Here is a 14,368-nt window from a genome sequence, read left to right as displayed (position 1 = left end):
CCCCCTGCTCCCCGCGGTGACAGATGTACCGCCCATGGGGCCAGGACCTGGACCAATGGTGTAGACCAGTAGGCGGAGCTTGGCTCAGACCATTCGACGTGTCAAGAGGGTGCGAACCGGCTCCCACCAGCCGTTATGTGACCTACATATGCAAGAACCTTTATGTAATAAGCCAGCGAAAACCGCGCGCTTGAGCCACACTCTTCGGGTAGACCACTGCACCTTCGTGGAGTAGACCAGCGGAGCCCCCTCCGTGGACTAGACCAGCGGGGCCTGCGAAGGTATACAGAGGGATCACGCCACGAGGAGCCGGGAAGGCGGAGCATGAGCACCGACGTCAGCAGTGCGGAAAACGAGAACGGGGCGACCGTCCGTACCGCACGCGTGCCCAAGTACTACCGCCTGAAGAAGCACCTGCTCGACATGACCGAGACGCTGCCGCCCGGCACGCCGGTGCCGCCCGAGCGCACCCTCGCCTCCGAGTTCGACACCTCGCGCACGACCGTGCGGCAGGCGCTCCAGGAGCTGGTGGTCGAGGGACGGCTGGAGCGCATCCAGGGCAAGGGCACGTTCGTCGCCAAGCCGAAGGTCTCCCAGGCGCTGCAACTCACCTCGTACACCGAGGACATGCGCGCCCAGGGCCTCGAACCCACCTCCCAGCTGCTGGACATCGGCTACATCACCGCCGACGACACCCTCGCGGGACAGCTCGACATCACCGCCGGCGGGCGCGTGCTGCGGATCGAGCGGCTCCGGATGGCCAACGGTGAGCCGATGGCGATCGAGACGACGCATCTGAGCGCCAAGCGCTTCCCGGCCCTGCGCAGGTCCCTGGTCAAGTACACCTCGCTCTACACCGCGTTGGCCGAGGTGTACGACGTCCGGCTCGCCGAGGCCGAGGAGACCATCGAGACCTCGCTGGCCACCCCGCGCGAGGCCGGTCTGCTGGGCACGGACGTGGGCCTGCCGATGCTGATGCTCTCCCGCCACTCGCTGGACAAGGACGGACAGCCGGTGGAGTGGGTGCGGTCCGTCTACCGGGGCGACCGGTACAAGTTCGTGGCGCGACTCAAGAGGCCCCAGGACTGAGCCGGTTGGGGCCGCCCGACGGCCGATCCCACGACCTCCCCGAAGGCCCCCGAGGCGAGTAACAGGTGATGCACGCGGTGTAGCGCAACCGCAGCTCCTGTTCTACGGTCCTTGCGTCGCCGCATGGACACGGGAGGCCCCGCTGTGCGTACCGCGAACGTCCGCACCATCGTCGTCTGGACCCTGGTCGCCCTGGTCGCCGCGACCGGTTGGGCCGTACTCGCGCTGGCCAGGGGCGAGAACGTGTCGGCGGCCTGGATGGTCGCCGCCGCGCTGGGCTCGTACGCGATCGCCTATCGCTTCTACGCCAGGTTCATCGCGTACAAGGTCCTGAAGGTCGACAGGACCCGGGCCACGCCGGCCGAACGGCTCGACAACGGCATCGACTTCCACCCCACCGACCGCCGGGTGCTGCTGGGCCACCACTTCGCGGCGATCGCGGGCGCGGGACCGCTCGTCGGGCCGGTGCTCGCGGCGCAGATGGGCTATCTGCCCGGCACGATCTGGATCATCGCGGGCGTCGTCTTCGCGGGCGCGGTCCAGGACATGGTGGTGCTGTTCTTCTCGACGCGCAGGGACGGCCGGTCGCTCGGGCAGATGGCGCGCGAGGAGATCGGCCCGTTCGGCGGGGCCGCCGCGCTGCTCGCGGCCTTCGCCATCATGATCATCCTGCTGGGTGTGCTGGCGCTGGTCGTCGTCAACGCCCTGGCGCAGTCGCCGTGGGGCACCTTCTCCATCGCGATGACCGTCCCGATCGCCCTGCTGATGGGCTTCTATCTGCGGGTTCTGCGGCCGGGACGCGTCGCCGAGGTCTCCCTCATAGGCGTCGGCCTGCTGCTGCTCGCACTGGTGGCCGGCCGCTGGGTCGCGGAGTCCTCCTGGGCGGAGACCTTCACGCTCGCCCCCTCCACGCTGGTGATCTGGCTGGTGGCGTACGGGTTCATCGCCTCGATCCTGCCGGTCTGGATGCTGCTCGCACCCCGCGACTACCTCTCCACCTTCATGAAGATCGGCACGATCGTGCTGCTCGCGCTGGGCGTCGTCCTCACCCTGCCGACGCTGAGGATGCCCGCGGTGACCGACTTCGCCTCGCGCGGCGACGGCCCGGTCTTCGCGGGCTCGCTCTTCCCGTTCGTCTTCATCACCATCGCCTGCGGCGCCCTCTCCGGCTTCCACGCCCTGATATCCAGCGGTACGACGCCGAAGATGATCCAGAAGGAGACGCAGGTCAGGATGATCGGCTACGGCTCCATGCTGATGGAGTCGTCCGTGGCCGTGATGGCGCTGATCGCCGCCTCGATCATCGACCCGGGCCTGTACTTCGCGATGAACGCGCCCGCCGGGGTCATCGGCGACACCGTGCAGAACGCCTCGCAGGTGGTGAGCGGTTGGGGCTACTCGATCTCGCCGGAGGAGCTGGCCGCCGCCGCGAAGAACGTCGAGGAGGCCTCGCTGCTGTCCAGGACCGGCGGCGCGCCCACGCTCGCCGTCGGTGTCTCGGAGATCTTCTCGCAGGTCACCGGGGACGGACTGCGCGCCTTCTGGTACCACTTCGCGATCATGTTCGAGGCGCTGTTCATCCTCACCGCCCTCGACGCCGGCACCCGCGTGGGCCGGTTCATGCTCCAGGACACCCTCGGCAACGTCTACCGGCCCTTCAAGAACATCAGCTGGAAGCCCGGCCTGGTCATCACCAGCGCGATCGTGTGCGGACTGTGGGGCTACTTCCTGTGGGTGGGCGTCCACGAACCGCTCGGCGGGATCAACCAGCTCTTCCCGATCTTCGGGATCTCGAACCAGCTGCTCGCGGCGGTCGCGCTGACGGTCTGTACGACGCTGCTGGTGAAGTCGGGGCGGCTGAAGTGGGCCTGGATCACGGGCGTTCCACTGGCCTGGGACGCGACGGTCACCCTGACCGCCAGCTACCAGAAGGTGTTCTCCAGCGATCCGCGCGTCGGCTTCTTCGAGCAACGGAGCGTCTACCAGGCCGGCATCGACCGGGGCGAGGTCATCGCCCCCGCCAAGAGCATGGACGACATGCACACCATCGTCACCAACTCCACGGTCGACGGCGTGCTGTCGGCGGTCCTCGCCCTGCTGATCATCGTGGTGATCGCGGACGCGGCACGGGTCTGCGTACGGCATGTACGCCGCCCCACGCTGTCCACGCTGAGCGAGGCCCCGTACGTGGAGTCGAAGATCGTCGCCCCGGCCGGGCTGATCCCGACCCAGCAGGAGAAGGAAGAGGAGGCGACGGCGCGTGATGCGGTCGGTGCTGGACAGGGCGGCTAGGGCGGCGAGGGGCGTGCGCTGGTATGTACGGGAGCTGACAGACGAGTCCGCGTACGACCGCTATGTGGAACATCTGCGCACGCACGCCCCCGACGCGCCGGCGCCGACCCGACGGGAGTTCGAACGCAGGCGGACGGACCGCCAGGAAGGGGACCCCCGACAGGGATTCCGCTGCTGCTGACCCACCGAACACACCACCACTGAACACACCGCCGCTGAACACACCGCCGCTGAACACACAACCTCCGCATCCGATATCCGGACAGGGGGTTCCGTACGACGGAACGCGTCCCTTAGATTTCCTGCGCGTTAAGCAGGTGATCAGCGAGGGGACGGAGTCGGGACATGCCAGAAACGCCTGAAGTGAGACCGCCGGGGGCACCGGCGGCACCGGTGGTGACACCTGTCAGGGTGGTCATCGCCCTGTGTCTGCTCGCCCCGTTCGTGGCGATGCTCTGGGTCGGCTCCTACGCCAGGACGGACCCGGCGTTCATCGGCATCCCCTTCTTCTACTGGTACCAGATGGCCTGGGTGCTCATCTCCACGGCGCTCACCGCCACCGCGTACGTCCTGTGGCAGCGTGACCAGCGCACCCGCCAGTCCGAGAGCAAGGGTGGGGGTGCCGCACAGTGAAGGACGGCGTGAACGGCGTGGCACTCGCCGTCTTCATCTTCTTCTTCCTGGCCGTCACGGTCATGGGCTTCCTGGCCGCGCGCTGGCGCAAGGCCGAGAACGAGAACAGCCTCGACGAATGGGGCCTCGGCGGCCGGTCGTTCGGCACCTGGGTCACCTGGTTCCTGCTCGGCGGTGACCTCTACACGGCGTACACCTTCGTCGCCGTCCCCGCGGCGATCTACGCGGCGGGCGCGGCCGGGTTCTTCGCGGTGCCGTACACGATCCTCGTCTACCCGCTGATCTTCACGTTCCTGCCCCGCCTGTGGTCGGTCTCGCACAAGCACGGCTATGTGACGACCTCGGACTTCGTGCGGGGCCGCTTCGGCTCGAAGGGCCTGTCGCTGGCGGTCGCCCTGACCGGCATCCTCGCGACGATGCCCTACATCGCCCTCCAACTCGTCGGCATCCAGGCCGTGCTGGACGTGATGGGCGTGGGCGGCGGCGAGGACACCAACTGGTTCATCAAGGACCTGCCGCTGCTGATCGCGTTCGGCGTGCTGGCGGCCTACACCTACTCCTCCGGCCTGCGGGCGCCCGCGCTGATCGCGTTCGTGAAGGACACGCTGATCTACCTCGTCATCGCGGTGGCGATCATCTACATCCCGATCAAGCTCGGCGGCTTCGACGACATCTTCGCCAAGGCGGGCGAGGCGTACGGCCAGACCAACCCGGCGACGGACAAGCCGCGCGGCTCCCTCGTCCCCGGTGACGCCAACCAGTGGACGTACGCGACGCTGGCCCTCGGCTCGGCGCTGGCGCTCTTCATGTACCCGCACTCCATCACGGCGACGCTGTCGTCCCGGAGCCGCGAGGTGATCCGCCGCAACACCACGATCCTCCCCCTGTACTCCCTCATGCTGGGCCTGCTGGCACTGCTGGGCTTCATGGCGATCGCGGCCGGGATCCAGGTGCAGAACGGCCAGTTGGCGATCCCACAGCTGTTCGAGACGATGTTCCCGGACTGGTTCGCGGGCGTCGCCTTCGCGGCCATCGGCATCGGCGCGCTGGTGCCGGCGGCGATCATGTCCATCGCGGCGGCGAACCTGTTCACCCGCAACATCTACAAGGACTTCATCAAGCCGGACGCCACGCCCGCGCAGGAGACCAAGGTCTCCAAGCTGGTGTCCCTGCTGGTGAAGGTGGGCGCGCTGGCCTTCGTCCTCACCATGGACAAGACGGTCGCCATCAACTTCCAGCTCCTGGGCGGCATCTGGATCCTGCAGACCTTCCCGGCCCTGGTCGGCGGCCTGTTCACCCGCTGGTGCCACCGCTGGGCGCTCCTCGCGGGCTGGGCGGTCGGCATGCTGTACGGGACGATCGCCGCGTACGGGGTGGCCTCACCGACGCAGAAGCACTTCGGCGGCTCCTCGGCGGAGATCCCCGGCATCGGCGAGATCGGCTACATCGGCCTGACCGCGTTCGTCCTCAACGCCGTGGTCACCGTCGTCCTCACCTTCGTCCTCCGCGCCGCGAAGGTCCCCGACGGTATCGACGAGACCCGCCCCGAGGACTACACGGCCGACGCGGGCGACCCGGGCGTCCGCACGGACCTGCCACCGGCGACGGCGGGGGCGAGTCACTAGGAGCCGGGGGGTGCGTTGTCGGGTGCGGGTGAGTGGGGGCTGGTCGCGCGGTTCCCCGCGCCCCTGAAAAAGCGGGGCTGCGCCCTGCTTTTTCGGCCCGAAGAGCACGGGGCGCAGCCCCGGCTCTTCGGGGGCGCGGGGAACCGCGCGAGAAGCCCCACCGGACCCGCACCCGGCAACGCACCCCGACTACGCTGAACCGGTGACCGCTCGCGCACCGATCGTCCTCGACAGCGACCCCGGCATAGACGACGCCGTAGCCCTCCAGTACCTCCTGGGCACCGGTCTGTGGGACCTCAAGGCGTACACCTCGGTCGGGGGCAACCTCCCCGCCGAGGGGACGTACACCAACGCCCGCGCCCTGGCGAGAGCCCTCCGCATAGACACCGACATCCCCGTGCACAGAGGCGCCGGCCGCCCCCTCTCCCGCCTCCCCTACCGCGAGGCATCCGCCTTCCACGGCCCGGCAGGCCTGGGCGACGAGGCCCTCCCCGACTCGACGGCCCCGCACCCCACGGCGTCGTCCGCGCAGACCCTGCTGCGCCTCTCCCGGGAGTACGAGGGCGAGCTGACGGTGTGCGCCACCGGCCCGCTCACGAACGTGGCCATCGCCCTGCTGGAGGACCCCCAATTCGCCCGCCGCGTCCACAGGTTCGTGTTCATGGGCGGCGCCGCCCAGGTCCCCGGCAACATCACCCCCGTCGCCGAGTTCAACATCTGGGCCGACCCGGACGCCGCCGAGATCGTGCTCTCCTCCGGCATCCCGTTCACCATGGTCGACCTGGACGCCTCGCACCGCTGGCTCTTCCGCCCCGCCGACCTCGCCGCGCTGGAGGCCGCGGGTCCGGGCACGGCGCTGGCCGCCCGGCTGATGCGCACGTACATGGACGCCTACACCCGGCACGGCGGCGACGGCACCTGCCCGCTGCACGATCCGCTGGCCGTGGGCGTCTGCGGCGACGAGGCGTTCGTCAAGGCCGCCGACGGGGCCGTCGTCGTGGAGTGCGCGAGCGAACTCACGCGCGGCCAGACCGTGTTCGTACCGGCCGCCGCCGGGCGCGTCCACTACCCCGAGTCCCCCGCCCTGACGGCCCGCCTCCGCACCACCGGCCGTGTCGCCCTGGGTCCGGGCACCCGCGACTTCAGCCAGGACTTCGTGGCGACGCTGCCGCGATGGCCGACGACGACCTGAACGCCCTGCCCCACCCCGCCCCACCCCACCCTGCTCTGTCCCGCCCCCTGCCCTGTCCCGGCCCACTCGGGCCGATCATCCGATGAACGACGGCGCCTGTGGAAAACCCCGGTCACGTGAAGTCGCCCCTGATGCAGACTGCGACGCATGGACATCACGATCAGGCGAGCGGCTCCCGACGAGTACGCCGCCCTCGGCGAGATCACCGCGCAGGCCTACCTCGGCGACGGACTGCTGGACTTCGGGGAGAGCGACGCGTACCTCGGTGAGCTGCGGGACGTCGCGAAGCGGGCGGCGGCGGCCGATGTGCTCGTGGCCGTGGCGGACGACCGGGTGCTCGGCGGTGTGACCTTCGTCCCGGCGGGCGGCCCCATGGCCGACATCGCCCGTACAGGAGAGGCCGAGATACGGATGCTCGCGGTCGCCCCGTCGGCGCGCGGCCGGGGTGTCGGCGAGGCCCTCGTGCGGGCCTGTCTGGAGCGGGCCCGGACCGTGGAGGGCTGTGCGCGCGTCGTGCTGTCGACCCAACGGAGCATGCACGCGGCCCACCGCGTCTACGAACGCCTGGGCTTCACCCGCACACCGGAGCGCGACTGGAACCCCTTCCCCGACCTCCTCGACCTCACGCTGATCACCTATGAGTTGACGCTCTGACACCCTGCGAAGTCGATTGCGACACAACATGTGGGGGTGACACCGCGCCCCGGCACTAGATGTATGCTCATGCTCGCTGTCGCCGCAGGGGAATCCGGTGCGAATCCGGAACTGTCCCGCAACGGTGTACTCGCGTGCGTACCTCTCCATTTGCGCACGCCTGTTCAGTCCGAACACCTGCCGACAGCGCGCCCGGCCGACCGGTCCGGGTGCCTGACGTCCGGGCCTCGTGGAATGGGCCGGTGGACGCGACGCCGCCGTGCGCTCGTGTGCTGCCGCCTGCCCTCCGCAAGGCCCCTTGCCGAGCGAGGGAGAGCCCCACGTGACCATCGCGCCAGCCGACCCGGTTTCAGCCGAACCGGCTTCAGCCACCCCGGCGACGGAGACCGACGGTCCCGGTACCGCGTTGCTGCGGACCCTGACCGAGCTGACCGTCGACCTCCCCGACGCCGACCCCGGCCGGGTCGCCGCCGCCGCCCTGCGCGGCCGGTCGGCGCGGGCCGACGAGGCGGAGCTGCGCGAGCTGGCCACCGAGGCCGCCGCGGGCCTCATCTCCGAGGACCCCGCCTACTCGAAGCTGGCCGCCCGACTGCTGGCCATCGGCATCCGCGCCGAGGCCGCCTCGCAGGGCGTCACGACGTTCACCGAGTCCATCACGGTGGGCCGGCGGGAGGGTCTGGTCGCCGACCGCACCGCGGAGTTCGCCCAGGCGCACGCCGGGCGTCTCGACACCCTGATCGACCCGGCGGGCGACGACCGCTTCGGCTACTTCGGTCTGCGCACCCTGCACAGCCGCTATCTGCTCCGGCACCCGATCACCCGCAAGGTCATCGAGACGCCCCAGCACTTCATGCTGCGCGTCGCCGCCGGCCTCGCCGAGGACGAGACCCCGCGCGCCATGGACGAGGTCGCCGCGCTCTACCGGCTCATGAGCCGCCTCGACTACCTCCCCTCCTCCCCCACCCTCTTCAACTCCGGTACGCGACACCCCCAGATGTCGTCCTGCTACCTCCTCGACTCCCCGCTGGACGAGCTGGACTCCATCTACGACCGCTACCACCAGGTGGCCCGCCTCTCGAAGCACGCCGGCGGCATCGGTCTGTCGTACTCCCGTATCCGCTCGCGCGGTTCGCTGATCCGGGGCACCAACGGGCACTCCAACGGCATCGTGCCGTTCCTGAAGACACTGGACGCCTCGGTCGCCGCGGTGAACCAGGGCGGGCGGCGCAAGGGCGCAGCCGCGGTCTACCTGGAGACCTGGCACTCCGACATCGAGGAGTTCCTGGAGCTGCGCGACAACACCGGTGAGGACGCCCGGCGTACGCACAATCTGAACCTGGCGCACTGGATCCCGGACGAGTTCATGCGCCGGGTGAACGCCGACGAGCCGTGGTCGCTGTTCTCCCCGTCCGACGTGCCCGAGCTGGTCGACCTGTGGGGCGCGGAGTTCGACGCCGCGTACCGCAAGGCGGAGGGCGACGGCCTGGCGAAGAAGACCATCCCGGCCCGCGAGCTGTACGGCCGCATGATGCGCACCCTCGCACAGACCGGCAACGGCTGGATGACCTTCAAGGACGCGGCCAACCGCACGGCCAACCAGACGGCCGAGCCGGGCCATGTCGTCCACTCCTCCAACCTCTGCACGGAGATCCTGGAGGTCACGGACGACGGGGAGACCGCGGTCTGCAACCTGGGCTCGGTGAACCTGGGTGCCTTCGTCGACCTGACGACGGGCGACCTGGACTGGGAGCGGCTGGACGAGACCGTCCGTACCGCCGTCACCTTCCTCGACCGCGTCGTCGACATCAACTTCTACCCGACCGAGCAGGCGGGCCGCTCCAACGCCAAGTGGCGGCCGGTCGGCCTCGGCGCGATGGGCCTCCAGGACGTCTTCTTCCAGCTGCGTCTGCCCTTCGACTCCCCCGAGGCGAAGGCGCTGTCCACGCGGATCGCCGAGCGGATCATGCTCGCCGCGTACGAGGCCTCCGCCGACCTCGCCGAGCGCAACGGCCCGCTGCCGGCCTGGGAGAAGACCCGTACGGCCCGCGGGGTGCTGCACCCCGACCACTACGGCGTCGAGTTCACCTGGCCGGAGCGCTGGGCGGCCCTGCGCGAGCGTGTCGCGACCACGGGCATGCGCAACTCCCTGCTCCTCGCCATCGCGCCGACGGCCACCATCGCCTCGATCGCCGGTGTGTACGAGTGCATCGAGCCGCAGGTGTCCAACCTGTTCAAGCGCGAGACGCTGTCCGGCGAGTTCCTCCAGGTCAACTCGTACCTGGTGGCCGAGTTGAAGCAGCTCGGGGTGTGGGACGCGCAGACCCGGGAGGCGCTGCGCGAGTCCAACGGCTCGGTGCAGGGCTTCACCTGGGTGCCGCAGGACGTCCGCGACCTGTACCGCACGGCCTGGGAGATCCCGCAGCGCGGCCTGATCGACATGGCCGCCGCGCGCACCCCGTATCTGGACCAGGCCCAGTCGCTGAACCTGTTCCTGGAGACGCCGACCATCGGCAAGCTCTCCTCGATGTACTCGTACGCCTGGAAGTCGGGTCTGAAGACCACCTACTACCTGCGTTCCCGCCCGGCGACCCGGATCGCCCGCGCGGCCCAGGGCCGGGCCCGGGAGCAGACCTCGGCCCAGCCCGAGAAGACCATCCCCGTCCAGCAGTCGGCCGACCCGGATGCGGTCGCCTGCTCCCTTGAGAACCCCGAGTCCTGCGAGGCCTGCCAGTAATGCCCAGCAACCAGAACCTGCTCGACCCCGGCTTCGAGCTGACTCTCCGCCCGATGCGCTACCCGGACTTCTACGAGCGCTACCGGGACGCGATCAAGAACACCTGGACCGTCGAGGAGGTCGACCTCCACTCGGACATCGCCGACCTGGCGAAGCTCTCCGAGGGAGAGCAGCACATGATCGGCCGGCTGGTCGCGTTCTTCGCGACGGGCGACTCGATCGTGGCGAACAACCTCGTGCTGACCCTCTACAAGCACATCAACTCCCCCGAGGCGCGGCTGTATCTGAGCCGTCAGCTCTTCGAGGAGGCCGTGCACGTCCAGTTCTATCTGACGCTGCTCGACACCTATCTGCCCGACCCGGAGGACAGGGCCGCCGCCTTCGACGCGGTGGAGAGCATCCCGTCCATCCGGGAGAAGGCCGAGTTCTGCTTCAAGTGGATCAACGAGGTCGAGAAGCTGGAGAGCCTGCGGACCCAGGCCGACCGCCGTCGCTTCCTGCTCAACCTGATCTGCTTCGCCGCGTGCATCGAGGGCCTGTTCTTCTACGGCGCCTTCGCGTACGTCTACTGGTTCCGCAGCCGGGGTCTGCTGCACGGCCTGGCCACGGGCACCAACTGGGTGTTCCGCGACGAGACGATGCACATGTCCTTCGCCTTCGAGGTGGTGGACACCGTCCGCAAGGAGGAGCCGGAGCTCTTCGACGACCTGCTCCAGCAGCAGGTCACGGACATGCTCAAGGAGGCCGTCGAGGCCGAGCTGCAGTTCGGGCGCGACCTGTGCGGTGAAGGTCTGCCGGGCATGAACACCGAGTCGATGCGGCAGTACCTGGAGTGTGTGGCCGACCAGCGCCTCACCCGCCTCGGCTTCGCCCCGATCTACGGCTCGGAGAACCCGTTCTCCTTCATGGAGCTGCAGGGTGTCCAGGAGCTGACCAACTTCTTCGAGCGGCGTCCGTCCGCGTACCAGGTGGCGGTGGAGGGCACCGTCGACCTGGACGAGGACTTCTGAGCCACCCTGGATCAGGCGGCTCGGGCGGCACGGTGTCCGTGCCCGGAGGTGGTGCGGACGTGCCGCTCCGGGGCGGCGCCGTCCCGGGCGGCGGTACGTGCCGGCGCCTCCCTGAGCTGCCGGTCGATCCGTCGGTCGTGCACGACGCCGATGATCGCCGGCAGCGCGACCAGGGCGAGCAGTCCGAGAACGGCCAGCATTCCGATGAGTCCTTGCAGCTGTGTCGTATCCATGGACACCACTGTCGCGCCGAACGCCCCTGACAAACAGTGGCAGGACTGCCGCACCCCCTCGAATTCCTGCCACATCCGAGGCACACTGGCAGCATGCTGAAAAACGTCGCGGCCATCGTCCTGGACGGAGTCCATCCCTTCGAGCTGGGTGTCGTCAGCGAGGTCTTCGGGCTCGACCGCAGCGACGAGGGCCTGCCGGTGTACGACTTCGCGGTCGCGTCGGCGGAGGGCCCGACCCTGCGGACGCACGCCGGGTTCACCGTCTCCACCTCGTACGGCCTGGACCGGCTCGAAGAGGCCGATCTGGTGGTCGTACCGGCGGGTGACAGCTATGTGCACCGGATTTACCCGGCCGACCTGCTGGACGCGCTGCGCCGGGCCGCCGACCGGGGCGCCCGGGTGCTGAGCGTGTGCTCGGGGGTGTTCGTGCTCGGCGCCGCCGGTCTGCTGGACGGGCGGCCGTGCGCGGTGCACTGGCGGCACGCCGAGGAGCTGGCCCGGCAGTATCCACGGGCGGTCGTCGAACCGGACGTGCTGTACGTGGACGCGGACCCGGTGATCACCTCGGCGGGTACGGCGGCCGGTATCGACGCCTGTCTGCACATCGTCCGCAAGGAGCAGGGCCCGGAGGTCGCCAACAAGATCGCCCGGCGGATGGTGGTGCCGCCGCACCGCGACGGCGGCCAGGCCCAGTACATCGAGCGACCGCTGCCCCGCTCGCAGTGCGACACGGTCGGCGAGGTGCTCGTGTGGATGGAGCAGCACCTCGACGAGGAGGTCACCGTCGAGCAGCTCGCCGCCCGCGCGCACATGTCCCCGCGCACGTTCGCCCGCCGCTTCCAGCAGGAGACCGGGACCACGCCGTACCGCTGGATCCTGCGTCAACGGGTGCTGCTGGCCCAGCGGTTGCTGGAGGCGACGGACGAGACGGTGGACGCGATCGCCTGGCGCACCGGCTTCGGCACCGCCGCCGCCCTGCGCCATCAGTTCGTACGGTCGCTCGGCACGACCCCGCAGACCTACCGCCGGACCTTCCGGGGCCCGGAGGCCGCCTGAGGGCGGCCCGGTCGGCGCGCCCGGCGGGGCGGCTCAGTCGTTGGCGACCACGGGGTAGCGGGGCTCGTTCTCGGCCATCTGCCGCAGCGCGTCCTTGCGATCGCGCTTGGAGAGCCGGTCGATGTACAGGTAGCCGTACAGGTGATCGGTCTCGTGCTGGAGGCAGCGCGCGAAGTAGCCGGTGCCGCGCACCTTGATCGGGTTGCCCTTCTCGTCCTGCCCGGTGACCTCGGCGTAGTCGGGGCGGGCGAGCGGCATGTACGCGGTCGGAACCGACAGACAGCCCTCGTTGCTGTCGTCCAACCGGCGTGTCCCGGCGGGCAGTTCGACCAGCTTGGGGTTGCAGATCACACCGGTGTGCCGCTTGCCCTCGTCGTCCGGGCAGTCGTACACGAACACCTTGAGGTCGACGCCGACCTGGTTCGCGGCGAGACCCACGCCCTCCGCCGTGTGCTGGCTGGCGAACATGTCGTCCACCAGCTTCGCCAGTTCGTCGCCGAACTCGGTGACGTCCTTGCACTCCTTGTGCAGCACCGGGTTCCCGACCACGGTGATCGGCAGGGACGTGCCACGCTCCCGGTACGCCTGCTCGCGCTCCTCGCAGTCCTCCGTGTCGACGACGAACCCCTCGTCATCGACGGGGAGCACGCCCACGTGCTGCTGATCGGTGTCCTGCTGGGCCATGACAGACGTACGCCTTCCTCAAAACAACAAGCGGTGAAGTTGCTGATACAGGGTACGGGGAGCGCGCCCCGTCTTTCGGGGGCGCGGGGAACTGCGCGAGAAGCCCCACCGAGCCCGCGGCCGAAAAACGAACCGCGAGCCCGCTAACAAACCTCTTCCAGATCCCGCCAATCACGAGAATCGGGACTGTCCGCCACCCACCCGTCCAGCAACCCCCGAACCAGCGAGGCCGGCGCAGCCACCCCGCACTCCCGCTCCGGCGCCCACAACTGCCCGTCCGTCACATGCCCCAGCGGCCCGGGATGCCCCGGCTCACTGTGATCGTGCGGATCCAGATGCTCCCCGTCGCCCTCGTCCGACGGCATCCGCGACTCCGAGCACAGCCGGCACAGCAATCGCACCGACGACGACCAGTCCTCCGCCGCGAACCCCGCGTCCGCCGCGAGCCGCTCCAGCGCGTCCCGGTCCGCCTCGGTCGCGGCCTCAAGGAGCACCACCCACGTCGGCACGGGAGACGGCGCCCACAACTCGATCTCGTCGAACACCGGATACGCGTGCCCCATGGCCGTGGTCCGCTCCCCGTGCGGCACCCCGTCGTGCAGGACGACCTCGCCCCAGCGGCGCCCGGACGACGGCAGCGGAATGGAGAGGACCTCGATCCGGGCGGGGTCGAGCCGCCGCCCCCACACGACCTCGGCCTCACCCTCCGGCGAGAGCCGTACGGCCGCGCTGCCGAGGTCCATGCCCACCGGCTCCCCGGTGTCCCCGGCCCCCCCGGGCTTCGGCCGGGACGCGCCTCCGGGCACCCGCAGCCCGTACGCCTGCCAGGCCCGGCGGGCCAGCGGCCAGTCCTGCAACGCGGTCGCGGCGATGCCCACGTTCCACCAGTCGGGCGCCCCGGTCTCCCGGTCGAGCAGCGCGACGGCCCGCAGCCCGGCCGCCCGCGCCTGCTCCCAGTCGTGCCGGAACTTGTGCAGCAGCGCGAGGTTGAACCAGGACTCGGACAGCCACGGCTCCAGGTCCGCGGCACGTGTCAACAGCGCGCCCGCGTCCTCGTACCGACCGTCACCGATCAGCGTGAACGCACGATCGGTGGCCTGCCGCCAAGAGGCGGAGGGCCGATGCCGTCCCTTGCCGAAGATCCTCACGATTCCCGCCTGCCAGTT

13 protein-coding genes and 1 riboswitch are annotated in these 14,368 nt (G+C 69.7%); of the genes, 10 read left to right on the top strand and 3 right to left on the bottom strand.

Annotation, left to right across the window (positions count from 1 at the left end):
• Positions 1 to 324: 324 nt before the first annotated feature.
• The 9 genes from F9278_RS33270 to F9278_RS33230 all read left to right on the top strand — a co-directional run bounded on the left by F9278_RS33270 (position 325) and on the right by F9278_RS33230 (position 11,229).
• Positions 325 to 1,089: a GntR family transcriptional regulator gene (locus tag F9278_RS33270; protein ID WP_152171606.1), complete on the top strand. Its 765-nt coding sequence runs from the start codon at positions 325 to 327 to the stop codon at positions 1,087 to 1,089.
• Between the two features lie 144 nt (positions 1,090 to 1,233).
• The gene (locus tag F9278_RS33265; protein ID WP_193241745.1) at positions 1,234 to 3,381 is read left to right on the top strand and encodes a carbon starvation CstA family protein; all 2,148 of its coding nucleotides are present in this window, start codon (positions 1,234 to 1,236) and stop codon (positions 3,379 to 3,381) included.
• On the top strand, positions 3,353 to 3,562 hold the full coding sequence (locus F9278_RS33260) for a YbdD/YjiX family protein (RefSeq protein WP_152174279.1): 210 nt from the start codon (positions 3,353 to 3,355) through the stop codon (positions 3,560 to 3,562). The genes F9278_RS33265 and F9278_RS33260 overlap by 29 nt, the downstream gene beginning before the upstream one ends.
• Before the next feature lie 164 nt (positions 3,563 to 3,726).
• On the top strand, positions 3,727 to 4,014 hold the full coding sequence (locus F9278_RS33255; RefSeq protein ID WP_152171604.1) for a DUF3311 domain-containing protein: 288 nt from the start codon (positions 3,727 to 3,729) through the stop codon (positions 4,012 to 4,014).
• Positions 4,011 to 5,639 carry a monocarboxylate uptake permease MctP gene (mctP, locus tag F9278_RS33250; protein ID WP_193241744.1) on the top strand — a complete coding sequence of 543 codons (1,629 nt, stop codon included), beginning with the start codon at positions 4,011 to 4,013 and terminating at the stop codon, positions 5,637 to 5,639. Before F9278_RS33255 ends, mctP begins: the two co-directional genes overlap by 4 nt.
• 202 nt (positions 5,640 to 5,841) lie before the next feature.
• Positions 5,842 to 6,831 (top strand): nucleoside hydrolase, encoded by a 990-nt coding sequence (locus F9278_RS33245; RefSeq protein WP_152171602.1) that lies wholly within the window; start codon positions 5,842 to 5,844, stop codon positions 6,829 to 6,831.
• A 147-nt stretch (positions 6,832 to 6,978) separates the two neighbouring features.
• Positions 6,979 to 7,485: a GNAT family N-acetyltransferase gene (locus F9278_RS33240; RefSeq protein ID WP_152171601.1), complete on the top strand. Its 507-nt coding sequence runs from the start codon at positions 6,979 to 6,981 to the stop codon at positions 7,483 to 7,485.
• A gap of 63 nt (positions 7,486 to 7,548) precedes the next feature.
• Positions 7,549 to 7,684: riboswitch (cobalamin riboswitch) on the top strand.
• A gap of 123 nt (positions 7,685 to 7,807) precedes the next feature.
• Entirely contained in the window at positions 7,808 to 10,219 is a 2,412-nt protein-coding gene (locus tag F9278_RS33235; RefSeq protein ID WP_152171600.1) for a ribonucleoside-diphosphate reductase subunit alpha, read from the top strand.
• A complete protein-coding gene (locus F9278_RS33230; protein WP_152171599.1) occupies positions 10,219 to 11,229 on the top strand; it encodes a ribonucleotide-diphosphate reductase subunit beta in 1,011 nt (336 codons plus the stop codon). Before F9278_RS33235 ends, F9278_RS33230 begins: the two co-directional genes overlap by 1 nt.
• Before the next feature lie 11 nt (positions 11,230 to 11,240).
• On the opposite strand, the gene F9278_RS33225 is transcribed toward F9278_RS33230, so the two are convergent.
• A complete protein-coding gene (locus F9278_RS33225) occupies positions 11,241 to 11,462 on the bottom strand; it encodes a hypothetical protein (RefSeq protein ID WP_152171598.1) in 222 nt (73 codons plus the stop codon).
• A 93-nt stretch (positions 11,463 to 11,555) separates the two neighbouring features.
• On the opposite strand from F9278_RS33225, the gene F9278_RS33220 reads away from it, so the two are divergent.
• Complete coding sequence (locus tag F9278_RS33220) at positions 11,556 to 12,518, top strand: GlxA family transcriptional regulator (RefSeq protein ID WP_152171597.1); 963 nt, start codon at positions 11,556 to 11,558, stop codon at positions 12,516 to 12,518.
• 33 nt (positions 12,519 to 12,551) lie between these two features.
• Here F9278_RS33220 and def read toward each other — a convergent pair whose 3' ends face one another.
• Together def and F9278_RS33210 are read right to left on the bottom strand one after the other, a co-directional pair.
• Positions 12,552 to 13,202: a peptide deformylase gene (def, locus tag F9278_RS33215; protein ID WP_152171596.1), complete on the bottom strand. Its 651-nt coding sequence runs from the start codon at positions 13,200 to 13,202 to the stop codon at positions 12,552 to 12,554.
• Positions 13,203 to 13,345: 143 nt separating this feature from the next.
• The gene (locus F9278_RS33210) at positions 13,346 to 14,350 is read right to left on the bottom strand and encodes a tetratricopeptide repeat protein (RefSeq protein WP_152171595.1); all 1,005 of its coding nucleotides are present in this window, start codon (positions 14,348 to 14,350) and stop codon (positions 13,346 to 13,348) included.
• Positions 14,351 to 14,368: the final 18 nt, after the last annotated feature.

This window comes from Streptomyces phaeolivaceus (genome assembly GCF_009184865.1).
Taxonomy (GTDB): domain Bacteria; phylum Actinomycetota; class Actinomycetes; order Streptomycetales; family Streptomycetaceae; genus Streptomyces; species Streptomyces phaeolivaceus.
Note: the sequence above shows the minus strand (reverse complement) of the source record. Positions and strands in the feature narration are given on the sequence as shown.

Excerpts from the sequence above, each read along its gene's own strand:
- F9278_RS33270 (WP_152171606.1), top strand. The coding sequence starts at position 325 with ATGAGCACCGACGTCAGCAGTGCGGAAAACGAGAACGGGGCGACCGTC.
- F9278_RS33260 (WP_152174279.1), top strand. The coding sequence starts at position 3,353 with ATGCGGTCGGTGCTGGACAGGGCGGCTAGGGCGGCGAGGGGCGTGCGC.
- F9278_RS33255 (WP_152171604.1), top strand. The coding sequence starts at position 3,727 with ATGCCAGAAACGCCTGAAGTGAGACCGCCGGGGGCACCGGCGGCACCG.
- F9278_RS33240 (WP_152171601.1), top strand. The coding sequence starts at position 6,979 with ATGGACATCACGATCAGGCGAGCGGCTCCCGACGAGTACGCCGCCCTC.
- F9278_RS33230 (WP_152171599.1), top strand. The coding sequence starts at position 10,219 with ATGCCCAGCAACCAGAACCTGCTCGACCCCGGCTTCGAGCTGACTCTC.
- F9278_RS33225 (WP_152171598.1), bottom strand. The coding sequence starts at position 11,462 with ATGGATACGACACAGCTGCAAGGACTCATCGGAATGCTGGCCGTTCTC.
- F9278_RS33220 (WP_152171597.1), top strand. The coding sequence starts at position 11,556 with ATGCTGAAAAACGTCGCGGCCATCGTCCTGGACGGAGTCCATCCCTTC.
- def (WP_152171596.1), bottom strand. The coding sequence starts at position 13,202 with ATGGCCCAGCAGGACACCGATCAGCAGCACGTGGGCGTGCTCCCCGTC.